Source organism: Streptomyces sp. NPDC104309, assembly GCF_055584025.1.
The window spans coordinates 170,329-187,871 of the sequence record NZ_JBVJMV010000003.1; the positions used below are offsets into that span (position 1 = coordinate 170,329).

At 72.1% G+C, this 17,543-nt stretch carries 13 protein-coding genes, 3 tRNA genes and 1 pseudogene; 6 read left to right on the top strand and 11 right to left on the bottom strand.

Translation table 11 applies throughout. The features are described 5' to 3' along the window. The first annotated feature begins 1 nt into the window (after position 1). The 3 genes from ACZ68L_RS04825 (at position 2) to ACZ68L_RS04835 (ending at position 261) form a co-directional block, all read left to right on the top strand. Positions 2–73, top strand: a tRNA-Val gene (locus ACZ68L_RS04825). An 18-nt stretch (positions 74–91) separates the two neighbouring features. Continuing rightward, positions 92–163 (top strand) — tRNA-Val (locus tag ACZ68L_RS04830). A gap of 23 nt (positions 164–186) precedes the next feature. Then, positions 187–261, top strand: a tRNA-Val gene (locus ACZ68L_RS04835). 172 nt (positions 262–433) lie between these two features. Here ACZ68L_RS04835 and ACZ68L_RS04840 read toward each other — a convergent pair. The 3 genes from ACZ68L_RS04840 to ACZ68L_RS04850 all read right to left on the bottom strand — a co-directional run bounded on the left by ACZ68L_RS04840 (position 434) and on the right by ACZ68L_RS04850 (position 2,456). Then, the gene (locus ACZ68L_RS04840; RefSeq protein ID WP_469574204.1) at positions 434–718 is read right to left on the bottom strand and encodes a TFIIB-type zinc ribbon-containing protein; all 285 of its coding nucleotides are present in this window, start codon (positions 716–718) and stop codon (positions 434–436) included. Positions 719–786: 68 nt separating this feature from the next. After that, positions 787–1,803, bottom strand: coding sequence for a phosphotransferase family protein (locus ACZ68L_RS04845; protein WP_469574206.1), 1,017 nt, complete (start codon positions 1,801–1,803; stop codon positions 787–789). Between the two features lie 443 nt (positions 1,804–2,246). Beyond that, a complete protein-coding gene (locus tag ACZ68L_RS04850) occupies positions 2,247–2,456 on the bottom strand; it encodes a hypothetical protein (RefSeq protein WP_469574208.1) in 210 nt (69 codons plus the stop codon). Between the two features lie 329 nt (positions 2,457–2,785). Between ACZ68L_RS04850 and ACZ68L_RS04855 the strand changes: the two are divergent. The 3 genes and pseudogenes from ACZ68L_RS04855 to ACZ68L_RS04865 all read left to right on the top strand — a co-directional run. Next, positions 2,786–3,322: pseudogene (locus ACZ68L_RS04855) on the top strand (ATP-binding protein); the annotation flags it as partial. A 595-nt stretch (positions 3,323–3,917) separates the two neighbouring features. After that, complete coding sequence (locus tag ACZ68L_RS04860) at positions 3,918–4,556, top strand: hypothetical protein (protein WP_469574592.1); 639 nt, start codon at positions 3,918–3,920, stop codon at positions 4,554–4,556. Positions 4,557–5,130: 574 nt separating this feature from the next. Next, positions 5,131–6,501, top strand: coding sequence for a serine/threonine-protein kinase (locus ACZ68L_RS04865; RefSeq protein WP_469574210.1), 1,371 nt, complete (start codon positions 5,131–5,133; stop codon positions 6,499–6,501). A gap of 16 nt (positions 6,502–6,517) precedes the next feature. Here ACZ68L_RS04865 and ACZ68L_RS04870 read toward each other — a convergent pair whose 3' ends face one another. The 8 genes from ACZ68L_RS04870 to ACZ68L_RS04905 all read right to left on the bottom strand — a co-directional run bounded on the left by ACZ68L_RS04870 (position 6,518) and on the right by ACZ68L_RS04905 (position 17,413). Next, a complete protein-coding gene (locus tag ACZ68L_RS04870) occupies positions 6,518–7,336 on the bottom strand; it encodes a TrmH family RNA methyltransferase (protein WP_469574212.1) in 819 nt (272 codons plus the stop codon). A gap of 100 nt (positions 7,337–7,436) precedes the next feature. After that, the gene (cobA, locus tag ACZ68L_RS04875; RefSeq protein ID WP_469574214.1) at positions 7,437–8,690 is read right to left on the bottom strand and encodes a uroporphyrinogen-III C-methyltransferase; all 1,254 of its coding nucleotides are present in this window, start codon (positions 8,688–8,690) and stop codon (positions 7,437–7,439) included. Between the two features lie 233 nt (positions 8,691–8,923). Then, positions 8,924–12,289 carry a nicotinate-nucleotide--dimethylbenzimidazole phosphoribosyltransferase gene (gene cobT, locus ACZ68L_RS04880; RefSeq protein WP_469574216.1) on the bottom strand — a complete coding sequence of 1,122 codons (3,366 nt, stop codon included), beginning with the start codon at positions 12,287–12,289 and terminating at the stop codon, positions 8,924–8,926. 333 nt (positions 12,290–12,622) lie between these two features. Beyond that, complete coding sequence (cbiE, locus tag ACZ68L_RS04885; protein WP_469574218.1) at positions 12,623–13,861, bottom strand: precorrin-6y C5,15-methyltransferase (decarboxylating) subunit CbiE; 1,239 nt, start codon at positions 13,859–13,861, stop codon at positions 12,623–12,625. Between the two features lie 107 nt (positions 13,862–13,968). Further along, entirely contained in the window at positions 13,969–14,646 is a 678-nt protein-coding gene (locus tag ACZ68L_RS04890) for a GNAT family N-acetyltransferase (RefSeq protein WP_469574220.1), read from the bottom strand. Positions 14,647–14,747: 101 nt separating this feature from the next. After that, positions 14,748–15,611 carry a MetQ/NlpA family ABC transporter substrate-binding protein gene (locus tag ACZ68L_RS04895; protein ID WP_469574222.1) on the bottom strand — a complete coding sequence of 288 codons (864 nt, stop codon included), beginning with the start codon at positions 15,609–15,611 and terminating at the stop codon, positions 14,748–14,750. 72 nt (positions 15,612–15,683) lie between these two features. After that, positions 15,684–16,355: a methionine ABC transporter permease gene (locus tag ACZ68L_RS04900; protein ID WP_469574223.1), complete on the bottom strand. Its 672-nt coding sequence runs from the start codon at positions 16,353–16,355 to the stop codon at positions 15,684–15,686. Beyond that, positions 16,352–17,413, bottom strand: a complete 1,062-nt coding sequence (locus ACZ68L_RS04905; protein WP_469574225.1) for a methionine ABC transporter ATP-binding protein — start codon at positions 17,411–17,413, stop codon at positions 16,352–16,354. Before ACZ68L_RS04905 ends, ACZ68L_RS04900 begins: the two co-directional genes overlap by 4 nt. Positions 17,414–17,543: the final 130 nt, after the last annotated feature.

A 17,543-nucleotide genomic window follows, 5' to 3' on the forward strand; every position in this document is an offset into this window, starting at 1 on the left:
AGGACGATTAGCTCAGCGGGAGAGCGCTTCCCTGACACGGAAGAGGTCACTGGTTCAATCCCAGTATCGTCCACTGATCCACAAGGATCCCGCGCGATTAGCTCAGCGGGAGAGCGCTTCCCTGACACGGAAGAGGTCACTGGTTCAATCCCAGTATCGCGCACGCAGTAAACGCAGGTTCACCCTGCGCGATTAGCTCAGCGGGAGAGCGCTTCCCTGACACGGAAGAGGTCACTGGTTCAATCCCAGTATCGCGCACCAATGAAAGCCCCGGTCGTCTCGACGACCGGGGCTTCGTCGTTCCGCGATGCGTACCGGTGAGCGGCCGGCCGACGGAACGCATCGCGGGCCCGGATGAAGGGCGGCCGGGCCCACGATCGGGCTCGCACCGGTTTCCGTGCCGTCCATCAGGCCCGCACCGGTGTCGGGCCGGTCAGGACGAGAAGAGCATGCGGCCGAAGCTCTTGTGCCGGTAGTGATCGCCGTGGTGACCGCCATGGTGCTGCGGGGCGCCCCAGGCCGGAGCCGGCGCGGCCGGGTACGCCTGCGGGGCGGGCGGCGGAGGCGGGGCCTGCTGGGTCCACTGCGCCTCGATGCGGGTCAGGGTCTCCAGCTCGCCGTAGTCGAGGAAGATCCCCCGGCAGCCGCTGCACTGTTCGATCTGTATGCCGTTGCGGTTGTACGTGTGCATCTGCGCGTGGCACTTGGGGCACTGCATGGTTCGGCTCACTCCTCGCCGTCGGTTCGCCGTCGCCGGAATGCGTGCCCGCCGACGGTCGGTTCAGCCTACGACGACTGTGCGGCGGCCAACTCGGGCGGGAGAGCGGCGATTCGGGCACAGGCATCGATCACCGCCCGCTCCGCCTCATCCGGAGCTCGCCCCTCCGCCGCGGACTTGGCGAATGCCAGCGCCGCGGTCTGAATGGTCAGGGTCCGGGCCGGGGCGTCCAGTTCGGGCCAGATGTCGCCGTCGGCGCGCACGGCGGGTCCGCCCGCTGCCCGGTAGGAGTCCAGGAAGCGGAACCAGACGTCGGGGGACAGCAGCCCGGCCGCGTACCAGGCGGCGGGGCGGGCGAGGTCCCAGGCGGGATCGCCGAGGCCGGCGTCGTCGACATCGATGAGCAGCCAGGGGCCGCCTGGCGCGGGGTAACGGACGAGTTGCCCGAGGTGGAAGTCGCCGTGACAGAGGAAGCGCGAGCGGCTCGGGGGCGCGTCGGCTTCGCCGCGGGCCCACGCGGGCAGTCGGCGCCAGGCTTCGAGCACGGGAGCGGTGGCCGGGTCGCCGGGTCGGGCGGCGCGCATCCGGGCGACGGCGAGCGCGGCCTTGACGGGGCCCCGCATGGGCGGGAGGGCGAGGGCGGGCGGGGGCGGGGTCCGGTGCAGCCCGGCCAGCAACACGCCGGCCTCCTCCCAGGGGGCGGCGTCGGGGTCGCCGGGGTCGACCGGCTCGCCATGGGGCCACAGGGTGACGGGGCGGCCGTGGAGGGCGGGGGAAGGCGCGGGGGGTCCGATGGGTACGGCGGGTGGCCCCAGCGGCCGGGCCGGTGGAGCGGAGGGCGGCAGCGGGGCGAGCAGGATGCCGGCGAGGAGCGGTTCCTTCGCGAGGGTGAGGCGGGCCAGCAGGCCGGCGCTGTCCGCGTCGGGGGCGTGCGCCTTGGCGACGACGGCTCCGCTGCGGACCACGGTGCCGTCCGCGCGGTCGGCGAGCACCGCCGGGGGCGGGCAGGCACAGGGGTGCTCGGGGTGCACATGGGCGGCCCGGTGGGCGAGGGCGCCGAGCGCACGTACGACTGCGGTGGTCACGGTCTCCCCGGTGGCGAGCAGGTGCGGGCGGCGGCCCGGCTTCCATGTCGGGCACCACGAGAGTACGGGCGGCTCGATCCGCGACGGGTCCGCCGACAAGCCGGCGCGAAGGCCGTGGGCACGACGAAGCCCCCGGAGGCGCGAGGACCGCAAGCCCCGCGAAACCGTGGACGCCGCGAAGACTCAGGGCGGCGCGGACGCCGCGGGCCACCAAGGAAACCCCGGGTGGCACGTACAGCGCGGGCGGCGCGGAAACCCTGACCATCGTGAGATCCGTGGGCGGCGGGGACATCGAGTCGTCGTGAAGAACCCCGGACAGCGCGATGTCCGGTCAGCTCCCCAGCTGACCGGACAAACGCTGCCGTCCGCCGCACCCCCGTCCCCACGGGGTTGTTGGCCGGATGTCCCGGTCCGGACCGCTCTTCCGGACCCCGGGGCGCCGCTCAGCGCCCCAGCATCACGCCCACGGACGACGCCTGTGTGACCACTGCGTCCCAGCCGCCGAAGACGACCACGAGCAGGGCCGCCAGTGGAAGAACCATCGCCGTCGCCACCAGCGGGTGACGCGTGCCGGACGACGGGCGGCCGCCGAACGGCGCCTGGCCCCTGCGTCCCCGCGTGCGGATCATGGTTCGCGTTGCCGTGTCCGCCATGGTTCCTCTCCTGACTCGATGTGGGGCGGCGGGCGTGTGACCTCGGGGGACGAGTGCAACGCCCACCGCTTGACCTCAACATTAGGGAAGCGGAAGACGTACGACGTCATGCCCGCGTACCGATTGCCGGGCCTCCCGGAGGATGAGCCGTGGGTAGTCGATGTACTCCCCTGGGTGGAGACCGGCCGCCTCGTACTGGGGTCTTCCCGGAGGGGGCGCCCTACGCCTTCCGCCCGGCAACCTCCGATGTATTCGGCGTCCGACGCGGCCGGGAGCTTCGGGCGAGAATCCGCTGACCAGGTGCTGGGACCGGAAGATTGGGGGATCAGGTGGGCGGACGGATACGGCGGCAGGTCGCGGCGGAGGACATTCACCCGATTTCTGATGTCCGTGCTCCCCGTCTGGTCGGTCGTGGTCCGGAACTGGACCGGGTGACCGCCGCGCTCGTCCGGCCGCCCGCTCCGGTGCTGGTGGAGGGCGAGTCGGGCATCGGCAAGAGCAGGCTGCCGCAGAAGGCGCTGGGCAGCCGGACCGTGCGGCACCTGCGGACACTGGTGGCCGCGTGTCCTGCGTTTCGCGAAGCGCTGACACCGGGACCGGTCGTGGATGCGGCACACCATGTCCGGCACAGGGTCGCCGGACTCGGGCTGAGCGCGCCGGGGGGAGCCCTGCGTCCGCTGCTTCCCGAACGGGCCGCCGAACTTCCCCCGCCTCCCGAGCCGTTGAGTGACTCCGGCCCGGCCCGGCACCGGCTGATCCGGGCCCTGGCGGAACTGCTCGAACGGATGCGTGTCGATGTGCTGGTCGTGGAGGACGTGTACTGGGCCGATGACGCCACGCTGGATTTCCCGCTCTTCCTGACGTCCAGGCAGCCCCGCACCATCAGCATGGTCCTGACCTGCCGGCCCGAGGACGTACCACCGGGATCGCTGCTCCTCCGGCTCTCGTCACGGCCGTCCGCCGGGGTGGACCCTGCCCGGGTCCGGCTCGCGCCGCTGAGTGTGCCGGAGACCGCGGAACCGGTCTCCTCCATGCTGGGCGGTGGCCCGGTGTCGGAAGCGTTCTCCGCGTTCCTGCACGAGCGGACGGAGGGAGTGCCGCTGGCGCTGGAGGAATCCGTACGACTGTTGCGGGACCGGGCCGACATCGTCGGACGGGACGGCGAATGGGTCCGCCACGCCCTGACGGACATCGCTGTGCCGCCCACCATCCGGGACGCCGTCTCCGAGCGGGTGGCCCGGCTCGGAGCCGATGCGCGGATGGTGCTGCGGGCCGCCGCGGTGCTCGCCGAACCGGCCGCGGAGTCCGTGCTCGTGTCCGTCAGCGGCCTCCCTCCGCGACGGGTGGACACGGGGGTGGACGAGGCGATCGGCAGCGGCCTCCTCGGTCAGGACGAGGCCGACCGGATCGCCTCCCTGCATGTGTCGGCGGCCCGCGCCGTGTACGACAGCGTGGGGGTGCGTGACCGACGGGCCACGCATCGGCGGGCGGGTCAGGTCCTACGGGCTGCCGCCCCGCACGACGGCGAACGGCTGTTTCCGCAAGGTGGACCAGCGGGGCGGCACCGGCTGTCCCGCCGACGACGAGGGCTGGGCACTGGAGTCCGCGCTCGATCTGGACGCGGTCTCGTCCGCCTGCCCCACCTGCAGCATCCTGAGGGTGCAGGCGGACTCCGCGAGCCTGAACGACCTCGGTTCCGGCGTGAACGCAGCGGTGCGGCTCGGCGCCGAGTACGTCTCCAACTCGTACGGGATCGACGGCGTGACACCGTGGCAGGACCTCTTCGACCAGTACTACGACCATCCGGGTGTCGCGGTGACGGCGTCCTCCGGGGACACCGGCCTTGTCCAGTCCTGGCCCGCGACGAACACCAACGTGGCAGCGGTCGGCGGTACGACCCTGGAGCGCGCCGGCGGATGGGAATCGGACAGCCCGGACAGGAAGGTCCGGGAATTCGATCCGGTGACGAATGTCCGGACGTCACTGCCCGACGCGAGGTTCACCTCCCACGCGGCGGGCGCCGCCTGCGGGATGCACCGGATCGGCGGTCTCGGTCAGCCGGGCATTAGCGTGGGCCATCAAGACCTCCGGTTGTGGTGAAGACAGGCATCTCCACTACGCCCGGAGGTCTCTTCTTGATCAACTACCGACGCGCGTAACCAACCTCATGGCCGAGTACACCTAGGCGCGAAGGTGACCCAGGGCACGGACACTCCGTACACCGACCAGTCGATCGCGGTCGCGCTCCACGTGAACCGCGCCCCGGGAGAAGGGGAACACGTCCCACTGAGCGATTTCCCGTCGTCCCCCCGTCCGGACATCCGTCCGGACGGGGGGACGACCGCGTTCCCGCGCAGCCACGGGCCGCCGTGACTTCACTCACTCCCCCACTCCTCGCCTCCCCGCCCCCGGCCGCGGCCACGCAGCCGCGATCGGCGAGGTCACATGCCCGCCGGGCCGGGCGCCCGCGAGCGGCCAACCTCCTGCCCCCGCAACCGCTTTGGGGACGGTTTCCACGGCGTCGTGGGGAGGGGCCACCGCCGACTCCCCGTCATGGGCCGGGCCGAGCACCGACAATCGATCGGCGGGCGAGGGCGCGGCCTCTGAGCGCCCCGGGCGCCGGGTACGTAAGCTGTGCCTCGTCAGGCGGACCAGGCAGCGGGGATGGGCAGACATGGCGATGATGCGGCTCCGGCGCGAGGACCCGCGTGTCGTCGGCTCGTTCAGGCTGCACCGGCGGCTCGGGGCGGGCGGCATGGGTGTCGTCTATCTCGGTTCCGACCGGCGGGGCCAGCGGGTGGCCCTGAAGGTGATCCGGCCGGATCTGGCGGAGGACCAGGAGTTCCGCTCACGGTTCGCGCGCGAGGTGTCCGCCGCACGGCGGATCCGCGGCGGCTGTACGGCACGTCTGGTGGCCGCGGACCTGGAGGCGGACCGCCCCTGGTTCGCCACGCAGTACGTCCCGGGGCCGTCATTGCACGACAAGGTGGCCGAGGAGGGTCCGCTGTCGGCGGCCGAGGTGGCCTCGATCGGGGCGGCGCTCTCCGAGGGCCTGGTGGCGGTGCACGAGGCCGGTGTCGTCCACCGCGACCTCAAGCCGTCGAACATCCTCCTCTCCCCCAAGGGCCCCAGGATCATCGACTTCGGGATCGCCTGGGCAACCGGTGCCTCCACACTCACCCATGTCGGTACGGCCGTGGGCTCGCCCGGATTCCTCGCTCCCGAGCAGGTGCGCGGCGCGGCGGTGACGCCCGCGACGGACGTGTTCTCGCTCGGTGCCACGTTGGCTTACGCGGCGATGGCCGACTCACCTTTCGGACACGGCAGTTCAGAGGTGATGCTGTACCGCGTGGTGCACGAGGAACCGCAGTTGTACGACGTGCACGACGCGCTCGCGCCACTGGTGAGCGCCTGCCTGGCGAAGGACCCGGAGGAGCGGCCCAGCACGCTTCAACTCTCCATGCGGCTCAAGGAGATCGCGGCGAGGGAGGCGCAGGGCCTGCACGAGAGCCGCCCGCCCGTCCAGCGTTCGGCGCGGGAGCTGGACCGGCCGACCGGCCGTCTCGACGGCCCGTACACCGAGCAGCACACCCGGCGCACGGCCCCCCCGGCACCCCGTCAGCAGAAGCAGAAGCAACCGCAGAGCGGCCGCCAGGCCACGTCGTCGCGGGCGGGGTCGCCCCGTACCGGTGGTTCACGTCCCGCGCAGCATCACCCGCACCAGCCCCCGCGCAGCACCACGCGGTCCGGCAGGCGCCCACAGGGCACGAACGGGACGAACGGTCGACCGGGTACGCGGCCCGGGGCCCGCACGACCTCGACGGGGCGTCGTCCGGCCAATCCGCGGCTGCTGCGGCAGCGGCTCGTGGTCTTCGTCGTGGTGACGCTGCTGGTGGCGCTGGGCATCGCGGCGGCGCAGGGCTGCCAGGGCCCGGCCCGCGGTCTGGGCACGGGCCGGACGCAGCCCACGGAACAGCCCCGGTCACAGACGCAGAGCCAGAGTGAGAGCCAGAGCGAGCCGACGCGGAGCCTGCGAGTCCAGTAGTCGGTCGGCTCTGTGGTCAGCTCTGCGGGCGGCCCGATGCCACGGCGTAGAACGCGACCGCGGCGGCCGCTCCCACGTTCAGTGAGTCGACGCCGTGCGCCATCGGGATGCGGACCCATTGGTCGGCGGCGACCAGGGCCTGGGTGGAGAGCCCGTCGCCCTCGGCGCCGAGCATCAGCGCCACCTTGTCCATCCGGTGCGGTGCCGCCTCGTCGATGCTGCTGGCCTTTTCGTCCGGGGTCAGCGCGAGCAGCTCGAAGCCCGCTTCCCGTACGGTCTCCAGGGCCTTGGGCCAGGTGTCGAGACGGGCGTAGGGGACGGAGAAGACCGCGCCCATCGAGACCTTGACGGAGCGTCGGTAGAGCGGGTCCGCGCAGTCCGGGGAGAGCAGCACGGCGTCCATGCCGAGGGCGGCGGCGCTGCGGAAGATCGCGCCGATGTTGGTGTGGTCGTTGACGGCCTCCATGACGACCACCCGGCGGGTCGTCGCCAGCAGTTCGTCGGCGGTCGGCAGGGGCTTGCGCTGCATCGAGGCGAGGGCGCCGCGGTGGACGTGGTAGCCGGTGACGCGTTCGGCGAGTTCGGGGCTGACCGCGTACACCGGGGCCGGAACCTCGTCGATGACGTCGCGCATCAGATCGATCCACTTCGCCGAGAGCAGCATCGACCGCATCTCGTAACCGGCGTGCCTGGCGCGTCTGATCACCTTCTCGCCCTCGGCGATGAAGAGGCCCTCGGCGGGCTCTCGCCTGCGCCGGAGTTCGACGTCGGTCAGTCCGGTGTAGTCGCTCAGGCGGGGGTCGTCGGGATCGTCGACGGTGATGAGATCAGCCACGGGTTTGATACTGCCTTGTCCGGTGTGTGGTGCCAACGGCTGGGAGGAAGATCCGTTACCGCTGGTTACTCGGCGGGGGTGGGGAAGGCGCTCGCGCCGGCTATGCGGCGGTCACCGCCGCGGCGCTCGTGCCGACCGCGACGACGTCGCCGATGACGATGACGGCCGGGGGGCGTACGTCTTCGGCCGCGGCCCGTTCGGCGACGGTCGCGAGCGTGGCGTCGACCCTGCGCTGGGCCGCCGTGGTGCCCTCCTGGACCAGGGCGACCGGGGTCCCGGGGGCCTTGCCGTGGGCGATGAGGGTGCGGGCGATGGCGCCGATCTTGTCGACGGCCATCAGGAGCACGAGCGTGCCGCGCAGCTTGGCGAGCGAGGGCCAGTCGACCAGCGAGCGTTCGTCGTCGGGGGCGACATGGCCGCTCACCACGGTGAACTCGTGGGCCACACCGCGGTGGGTGACGGGAATTCCGGCCGCACCCGGCACGGAGATCGAGCTGGAGATGCCGGGGACGACGGTGCAGGCGATGCCCTCGGCGGCGAGCGCCTGGGCCTCCTCCATGCCGCGGCCGAAGACGAACGGGTCGCCGCCCTTGAGCCGCACGACGGCCTTGCCCGCCTTGGCGTGCTCGATGAGCGCCTGGTTGATCGCCTCCTGGGCCATGTAGCGGCCGTAGGGGATCTTCGCCGCGTCGATCACCTCGACGTGCGGCGGGAGTTCGTCGAGCAGGTCGCGCGGGCCGAGGCGGTCGGCGATGACGACGTCGGCCGCGGCGAGGAGGCGACGTCCGCGCACCGTGATCAGGTCGGGGTCACCGGGCCCACCGCCGACCAGGGCGACACCGGGGGTCCGGGTGCGGTGGTGGGGTGCGGCGAGGCTGCCGTCGCGCAGGCCCTCGACGATGGCGTCGCGGACGGCGGCGCTGTGGCGCGGGTCGCGGCCGTGGGTGTCGGTGGTGAGGACGGCGACGGTCATGCCCTCGCTGCGGCCGGTGGCCGGGGTGAGGGCGGTGGCGGCGTCGGCGTTGTCGCTGCGGACGCACCAGGTGCGGGTGCGCTCGGCCTCGGCGGAGGCGGCGTCGTTCGCCGCGGTGTCGTCGGAGGCGATGAGCGCGTACCACGTGTCGGCCAGGTCGCCGTCGGCGTACGGGCGGCGTTCCCAGCGGATCTCTCCGGCGTCGGCCATCGCCTCGACGGACGGGGTCGCGGTCGGCGATACGAGGACGACGTCGGCGCCCGCCGCGATCAGCGCCGGGAGGCGGCGCTGGGCGACCTGCCCGCCGCCGACCACGACGACGCGGCGGCCACCGAGACGCAGTCCGACGGGGTACGCGGGGTGATCGGCGTGATCGGCCATGGCGGTGCGGGCTCCTCGTGCAGGGGACGGAGTGCGGCGGCCGCTGCGGCGGTGGAGCGGCTGTGACGTGCGGGTTCGTGGGGTGGGGTCCACGATACGGGGTGGCGCGCGGGCGTGATACGGGCGAGGTCGGGGGCAGTGGCGGGCCTGTTGCCCTGCCCGCCACCGCCCCCGACCCGGACCTTGCTCCTGCCCCGCGTCCCGAACGCCGTCGGGGCTGGTTCGCGGCCCCGCTACTTCTCCGTGACGCCCGCCGAGTCGAACGTCGCCACCTCGTGCATCGCCCGCGCCGCGCTCTGCACGATCGGCAGTGCCAGCAGCGCTCCCGTGCCTTCGCCGAGCCGGAGATCAAGGTCGACCAGCGGGCGCAGGCCCAGCTTGTTGAGCGCGGCGACATGACCGGGCTCGGCGCTGCGGTGGCCCGCGATGCAGGCGGCGAGGGCCTCGGGGGCGATGGCCCGCGCGACCAGGGCCGCGGCGCCCGCGCTCACACCGTCGAGGATGACGGGGGTGCGGAGCGAGGCACCTCCCAGCAGGAAGCCGGCCATCGCCGCGTGTTCGAGGCCGCCGACCGTTGCCAGAACCCCGATCGGATCGGCCGGGTCGGGCTGGTGGAGTTCGAGGGCCCGACGGACCACATCGACCTTGCGGGCGTGCATCTCGTCGTTGATGCCGGTACCGCGACCGGTCACCTCGGCCGGATCCATGCCCGTGTACACGCAGATCAGCGCGGCCGACGCGGTGGTGTTGGCGATGCCCATCTCACCGGTGAGCAGGCCCTTGTTGCCTGCCGCGACCAGATCGCGGGCGGTCTCGATCCCGACCTCGATGGCCGTGAGGACCTCTTCGCGGGTGAGGGCCGGACCGGTCGTGAAGTCTGCCGTCCCGGCGCGCACCTTGCGGGGAAGGAGGCCGGGTGTCGCCGGCAGTTCCATGGCCACGCCGACGTCCACCACGCACACCTCGGCGCCCACCTGGGCCGCGAACGCGTTGCAGACCGCGCCGCCGCCGAGGAAGTTGGCGACCATCTGGCCGGTGACCTCCTGCGGCCAGGCGGTGACGCCCTGGGCGTGCACGCCGTGGTCACCCGCGAAGATCGCGACGGCCGCGGGCTCCGGGATCGGCGGCGGACACAGCCGGGAGAGACCCGACAGCTGAGCGGAGATGATCTCCAGCATGCCGAGCGCGCCGGCGGGCTTGGTCATCCGCTTCTGGCGCTCCCACGCCTCGCCGAGTGCCTTGGCGTCCAGCGGACGGATGTTGGAGATGGTCTCCTGCAGCAGGTCGTGCGGGTCCTCCCCGGGCAGGGCTCGGCGACCGTACGTCTCCTCGTGGACGACCCAGGACAGCGGACGGCGCTTGGACCATCCCGCCTGCATCAGCTCGGGCTCCTCGGGGAACTCGTCGACGTAGCCGACACACAGGTACGCGACGACTTCGAGGTGCTCGGGCAGGCCGAGGGCGCGGACCATCTCGCGCTCGTCGAAGAAGCTGACCCAGCCGACGCCGAGTCCTTCCGCGCGGGCGGCGAGCCAGAGGTTCTCGACGGCGAGCGCCGAGGAGTACGGGGCCATCTGCGGCTGGGTGTGCCGACCGAGGGTGTGGCGGCCGCCGCGGGTGGGGTCGGCGGTGACGACGATGTTGACCGGGGTGTCGAGGATGGCCTCGATCTTCAGTTCCTTGAACTGCTTGGCCCGGCCCTTGGGCAGCGACTTGGCGTAGGCGTCGCGTTGACGCTGCGCCAGTTCGTGCATGGAGCGGCGGGTCTCCGCCGAGCGGATGACGACGAAGTCCCAGGGCTGCGAGTGGCCGACGCTGGGTGCCGTGTGGGCGGCTTCGAGGACGCGGAGCAGGACCTCGTGCGGGACCGGGTCGCTGCGGAAGCCGTTGCGGATGTCGCGGCGCTCGCGCATGACCCGCAGCACCGCCTCACGCTCGGCGTCGTCGTAGCCGGGGGCGGGCGGCGAGGCGGGGGCCGTGATCTCATCGGACTCGGCAGCCTCGGGGGCCTCCGCTTCCTCGGCACGGGGCTGGGGCTCGGGGTCTGCCTCGGGCTGCGCGGAGTCCAGCGGTGCGGCCTGCGCGGATTCCACGTCGGCTGCGGGGGCCGTGACGTCAGGGGTCTCGATGACCTCGGGGCCGGGTTCGGCTTCCGGCTCGGCGACCGCCGCAAGCTCGGCCTCGGGAACAGGGCCGGGCACGGGCATCGGCCCGGAGGCTTCGGCGGGCGTGACGACCTCGACGGCCTCGGGTGCGGCGGGCCGAACGGGCTCCATGACGATCGGCACGCGCTCGGGCTCGGGCTCTGCTTCCACCGCCTGCTCCACGACGGGCGTCGGGGCCAGGTGCGGGGCCGTCGGTACCGAACCCTCCACGGGCTCGAACCGGCCCGTGGGAGCGGCTTCCGCGGCCTCCTGCGACGCGTCGTCCGTCAACGCGGCGGCAGCGGCTTCGACGGGCGTCCCGGTCACAGCCTCGGCCGACGCCTCCGCCGACGCCGGTACCGGTGCCGCCGCAGATGCCACAGCTTCCACGGGCGCCTCGACCGGTGCCGGGGCCACAGCATCCACGGGCGTCTCGGCCGCCGCTCCGGCGAAATCCCCTGCCGGCACGTCGACCGGGCTCTCCACGGCGGGCGGTACCTCATCGGCCGCCGTCGGAGCGCTCACGGCCTCCGGGGCCACGACCGGAGCGGCCTGGACGGGCTGCGCCACGAGGGCCGGCTCGGCAGCCGGTTCCGGGGCGGCCGGTTCCGGGGCGACCGTCTCCGCCTCGGCCGGGGCGGCGACCGGTTCCGGCGCCTGGGCCCCCCATGGGCTCCCGCCCTGCGGCAGGATCTCACCGAGCTGCGGGCCGGGCAGTGCGGCCGCCTCGTCGCCCGGCGTCCCGAAGTACTCCGGTCCGGTCGTGGCCGGGCCGGCATGCCGCGCGGGGGCCTGGGGCTGGGCCAGTGCCTGGGGCGCCCCCGCGGGTCCTCGGTCGGCGAGCGAACGCACGACACCGCCGGTCGGCGTCCCGCCGTAGGACGGCCCGCCGTCGGCCATGACCGGACCGCGGTGCAGCGGTCGACGCGCCGGGGCCTGGGTCTGCGCCGCCGGGGCGGGAGCCGGGGTGGGCGACGGGATGCGTACGCCCCTCAGGTCGACCGAACCGGAGTCGCGGCCGCCGGACTCATGCGTTCCCTGACCTGTCCCGGGCAGGGGCTCGGCCACCGCCTGCTGCGCGGCGTACGCCTCCGCGACCTGCACCTGAACCGGTTCCTGAACCTGGACCTGGACGGGCCCCTGAGGCTGCGCGGGAGCCTCGCCGACCGGCTGGAAGTGGGCAGCCCGTGCCGGCTGCCGGGCCTGGTGGGCACCCTGTTCGGGGAGCGGTGCCTGGGCGGGAACACCCTCGGGGTACTGGCCGGGGGCCGGTACCGCGTGTGGGTCGCTCCAGGCGCCCTGGGGGCTCGGCATCAGCAGCAGGTCGTCGTCCTCGGACACGTGCTCGGAGGGAGCGAGGTAGGTGTAGGCATCCGGGGCGGCGATGCCCGGCTGCTCCACCATGCCTGCGTTCTCCGGCAGTCCCTCACCCGGGATCTGGCCGGTGTCACTCATGCGTACCCCTCGCCCATCGTCAGTGCTCCTTCGGCCCTTCGCCCGGGACGCCCGACCACGGCACGCCGGCGCTCGTCAACAAGAACGAGCGGGCGCGCCGCGCGGCACGAAACGGTCGCGGACGTACTGCATTCTCGCGGCCGTTCGCCGCCGCGGCAGCTCATTTCGCCACGGCCCGTTGTGGACTGCGCCACGTCGCGCGTCCCCCGGTTCTGCCGTACCACAACGGGGGCCAAAACAGTCCCCTTTTCCGGACATTGACGAACGAAGCGACGAACGTCCAGCCGCGGTGCAACGATCGGCCAGCCTACCTCGCGCTGTACTCCGACCGGGTCACGGGGCGAGGTCGGAACGGAGCGCGGAGAGCAGGAAGACGACCGAACGTTCCCGCTCCGACCATGCGGCCGTGTCGAGTTCGACGGACTGGAGGAGCGAGCACCGGACGGTGTACCCGTTACCGGAAAGTGCCGCGCCGAGGGCCTCGGCCTCGTCGCGCGTCGACGCATGGGTCACGATGCGCTCCGGCCGGCGTTCGGTGACGGCGGTGACGACGGGGACTCCCCCGCCCCCGATCCGTACGACGTCGGGCTCCGGCAGCCGCTCCAGCACATGCGGTGCCCGGCCCTCGACGACCTGGAGCTGGACTCCGAAGGAGCGGGCCGCCGCCGCGGTGCGGGCGCACGCCGCCGGATCGCTGTCGACCGCCAGGACCGCCGCCCCGAAGCGGGCTGCCTCTACTGCCAGGGCCCCGCTGCCGGAGCCGATGTCCCACACGAGGTCGCCGGTGCGGGGGCCGAGGCAGGCCAGTTGGGCGGCGCGCAGCCCGGGGGACTCGCCCTCGCCGCTCTCGTCCCCGGCGTCCATGGCGCCGCCCGGGTAGGCCTGGGAGGGCAGGGCCCAGCCGCGTACGCCACGGGGGTAGGCGGGGTGACGGCCGGCGATCCAGGCTCCGGTGGCCTGCGGTTCGGGGCCGCCGCCGATGACGATGACCACGTTCGGGTCGCGCCAGACGTGGTCGGCGGCCTTGTCGGAGGTGACGACGGTGACCTGCTCGCGTGCGGTGCCGAGTTCCTCGCAGATGACGAAGGTGCGGTGGACGCCTTCGAGGAGCAGGGCCAGTTCGGCGGGGCCCGCGCCGGGCGAGGTGAGGACCGCGACCTTGTGGTGGGCGCGGCAGACGTTGACGGCGCGGCGCAGGGTGCGGGGGTGGGCGACGACGACCTGGGCGTCCTCCCACGGCATTCCGGCGCGGGCGAAGGCGGTGGCGACGGAGGACACGGCGGGCACCACCTCGACTTCGAGGCCGTGCTCGGGTGCGCGGAGGTTGCGTACGACGCCGAAGAAGCCGGGGTCTCCGTCGGCCAGGACCACGGCGCTGCCGCGGTGCAGGGCGATCCGCCGGGCGGCGAGGTCGATGGAGCCCAGGCGGATCCGTTCGGCGTGCGCCGGGACTTCGGGGAGCGCGAGGTGGTGGGCGGCTCCGGCGACGAGCGTGGCGGCCGAGAGAGCGGCCGTGGCCGCTCCGGTCAGTGGCGAGCCGTCCCAGCCGATCACGGTGACCCGATCGGCCATCTGTCGTCAGTCTCCTGAAGTTGTCACAGGTGGGGCTGCCCCGTGAGGAGCGGGCAGGGTGAGAGTACCCGGTCCGTACCAGTACGGCGCCGGGACCCCTCGGGGGGTCAGTTCCAGTCGTTGTAGGCGCCGTAGCCGCCCGCGTCGGCGAGCTGCTCGGCGACCCCTTCCAGGTCCTCGGGGAGCAGGCCCCAGACGATCAGGTCGGTCCTGATGTCGGTCCAGCCCCCGTCCTCCGTCTGGGTGCGCGCTATGCGGGCGTTGCGCAGGACTCCCTCGCTGATGCAGCCGAGCTTCTGGGCGACCTGCTGGGAGGCGGTGTTGTCGGCGGCGGTGCGCAGTTCGATGCGCTCGAAGCCCTGGTCGCGGAAGAGCCACTGGGCCAGCGCCAGGACCGACTCGGTGGCGTATCCCTCGCCGCGTGCCCAGGGGGCGGTGATGTACGCGGCCTCGGTGGCCAGCGTGCGCCAGTCGGTGTTGCGCAGCCGGACCGAGCCGACGAGCCGCTGGGTGAGGAATTCGGTGACGGCGAAGACGATGCCGTCACCGGTGGTGCGCTGGGCGGGGGCGATCCTGCGGACCCAGCGTTCGGCATCGACCTGGGTGTAGGGGTGGGGGGCCTCGGTCCAGGCGGTGACGAGTTCGTCGTTCATCATCTCGATGTACGCGGGAACGTCCGTCATGTCGAAGGGGCGCAGCACCAACCGATCCGTGCTGATGGAGATGTCCGGAAAGGTGGAAGTCATGCGCAGCTCCATGCCGAAGACCGTGTAAAGGCACAGCATGCAACATGGGGCCCGTGTCGTGCATGGGCGGGTCCGTACGGCGGAGCCCCGCGCCCCCTGGTGGGGTGCGCGGGGCTCGTCGGACAAGTGCCGTGCGGGTGTCAGGACTTGGCGGTGCCGAAGGCCGGGATGACGGAGCCCTGGTAGGTGTCCTCGATGAACTTCTTGACCTCGTCGGAGTGGAGGAGCTTCACGAGCTTCTCGACGCGGGGGTCCTTCTCGTTGCCCTTCTTCACGGCGATGATGTTGGCGTACGGGTTGCCGTCGGCCTTCTCCAGCGCCAGGGCGTCCTTGGAGGGCTTGAGCTTGGCCTCGATGGCGTAGTTGCCGTTGATGACGGCGGCGTCCACGTCGTTCAGGGCGCGGGGCACGGTCGCGGCCTCCAGCTCCTTGAACTGCAGGCCCTTCTTGTCGGTGATGTCGCTGAGCTTGGCGTCGGTGCCGACGCCCGCCTTGAGGGTGATCAGCCCCTTCTCGGCGAGCAGCTGGAGGGCGCGGCCCTCGTTGGTGGTGTCGTTGGGCACCGCGATGGTCTGGCCGGACTTGATGTCGCCGAGGGCCTTGAGCTTCTTGGAGTAGAGGCCGAGGGGCTCCAGGTGGACCGTGCCGACGGAGACGAGGTGGGTGTTGTTCTTCTTGTTGAAGTCGTCGAGGTAGGGCTGGTGCTGGAAGAAGTTGGCGTCGACCTGGCCGGTCTCGGTGGCCGTGTTCGGCAGGACGTAGTCCGTGAACTCCTTGATCTCCAGCTTGAGGCCCGCCTTCGCCGCGAGGTTCTTCTTGACGAAGTTCAGGATGTCGGCGTGCGGCGTCGGGGACGCCGCGACGACGAGCGCCTTGGAGGTGTCGGCCTTGGCGCCGGTGTCGCTCTCGGAGGCCGGGTCGGACGACGTGCCGCAGGCGGTGAGGCCGAAGGCCAGGGCGGCGGTGGCGGCGGCAGCAGCGGTGATCTTGATGTTCTTACGCACGAAAAGTGCCTCTTTCGGTGGTGAGGGTGGTGCGCCCGGACAAGGAGTGCGGGCTTGGGCGGAGCGAAGGTCTCAGGTGGTGGTGCGGCCCCGACGGGCCAGCAGCCGTACGGCTGCGTCGCCGATCAGCTGGATCACGGTCACGATGACGATCAGCAGCACGACAGTGACGAGCATGAACCGGTTGTCGAAGCGCTGGTATCCGTAGGTGACGGCCTTGGAGCCGAGCCCCTCGCCGCCGACCGCGCCGGCCATCGCGGAGTAGCCGATGAGCACGATGACGGTCGTGGTGATGCCGGAGACCAGCGAGGGCAGCGCCTGCGGCAGCAGTACCTTGCGGACGATCGTCGGGATGGATCCGCCCATCGACTGGACGGCCTCGACGAGTCCGTGGTCCACCTCGCGGACGGCGGTCTCGACGAGCCGCGCGAAGAACGGGATGGCGCCGACGGCAAGCGGAACGATCATCGCCGTGGGACCTATGAAGGTGCCGACGACCCAGGTGGTGAAGGGGATCAGGGCGATCAGCAGGATGATGAACGGCAGCGAACGGCCGACGTTCACGATCACGCCGATGACCTTGTTCACCGGGGCGTTCCGGAGCAGTCCGCCCTTGTCGGTGAGGACCAGCAGAACACCGAGCGGCAGCCCCACGAGGACGGTGACGGCGGCGGACCAGAGCACCATGTAGAGGGTGTCGATGGTCCCCTGGGTGAGCAGCGGCTGCATGTCGGACCAGGTCACTTCGCCACCTCCTTGGTGAGCGGGACGGGGGTCTGTACGGGGATGCCGGCGGCGTCGTGCTCCACGACCTCGGCCTGCAGGCCCTGCTCACGCAGGAAGCCGATGGGGACGACGTTCTCCTCGAAGCGGCCGGGCAGTTCGATGCGCATCCGGCCGATCTGCTTGCCGCCGACGGTGTCCATCGCGGCGCCCAGGATCGAGATGTCGATGTTGTACGTGCGGGAGAGCTGCGAGATCACCGGCTGGGTGGCGGCCTCGCCGTGGAAGGTGACGTCGACGACCGTGCGGTCGGGGCCGGAGGGCGTACCGCCGACGGGGAACAGCTCGTGGGCCAGTTCGGAGCCCGGGGTGGCGAGCAGTTCGCCGACGGTGCCCGACTCGACGACGCGTCCCTTCCGCATCAGCGCGGCGGAGTCGCAGATCGTCTTGACGACGTCCATCTCGTGCGTGATGAGCAGGACGGTCAGGCCGAGCTGCTGGTTGAGGTCGCGCAGCAGCTGGAGGATGGAGCGGGTGGTCTCGGGGTCGAGGGCGGAGGTCGCCTCGTCGGAGAGCAGCACCTTGGGGTCGCCGGCCAGGGCGCGGGCGATGCCGACGCGCTGCTTCTGGCCGCCGGAGAGCTGGCCCGGGTAGGACTTGGCCTTGTCGGCGAGTCCGACCAGGTCGAGGAGTTCGAGGGCCTTGCGGGCGCGGTCCTTGCCGGAGACGCCGAGGATCTCCAGCGGGAGTTCGACGTTGTGCTGGACGCTGCGGGAGTCCAGCAGGTTGAAGTGCTGGAAGACCATGCCGATGCGGCTGCGCGCCTCGCGCAGTTCCTTGCCGGCCCGGCGGCCTCGTCCGGCGAGGGCGGTGAGGTCCCGGCCGGCCACGGCCACGGTGCCGGAGGTGGGGCGTTCCAGGAGGTTGACGCAGCGGATGAGGGAGGATTTTCCGGCGCCGCTCTGTCCGATGACGCCGTACACCTCGCCCTCGCGGACGTGCAGGTCGACGCCGTCGAGGGCGGTGACCTCACGGCCGTGCGACTGGTAGACCTTCGTGAGGCCCGTAGTGGTGATCACAGGGTTTCCGTCACTGTCGAGTGCGCGGCGCAATGTCCGCCGGGCACGGGGCATTCGGCCGATGTGAGTGCTCTGGGCGTTCCGATCGGACGTTCCGAGCGGGATCCCGGCACGGCCGGCCGCGGCGGTC

Bases quoted from the DNA above. Each gene is read 5' to 3' on its own strand.
- ACZ68L_RS04850 (WP_469574208.1), bottom strand. From the start codon at position 2,456: ATGGCGGACACGGCAACGCGAACCATGATCCGCACGCGGGGACGCAGG.
- cobT (WP_469574216.1), bottom strand. From the start codon at position 12,289: ATGAGTGACACCGGCCAGATCCCGGGTGAGGGACTGCCGGAGAACGCA.
- cbiE (WP_469574218.1), bottom strand. From the start codon at position 13,861: ATGGCCGATCGGGTCACCGTGATCGGCTGGGACGGCTCGCCACTGACC.
- ACZ68L_RS04840 (WP_469574204.1), bottom strand. From the start codon at position 718: ATGCAGTGCCCCAAGTGCCACGCGCAGATGCACACGTACAACCGCAAC.
- ACZ68L_RS04865 (WP_469574210.1), top strand. From the start codon at position 5,131: ATGGCGATGATGCGGCTCCGGCGCGAGGACCCGCGTGTCGTCGGCTCG.
- cobA (WP_469574214.1), bottom strand. From the start codon at position 8,690: ATGGCCGATCACGCCGATCACCCCGCGTACCCCGTCGGACTGCGTCTC.
- ACZ68L_RS04890 (WP_469574220.1), bottom strand. From the start codon at position 14,646: ATGCTGTGCCTTTACACGGTCTTCGGCATGGAGCTGCGCATGACTTCC.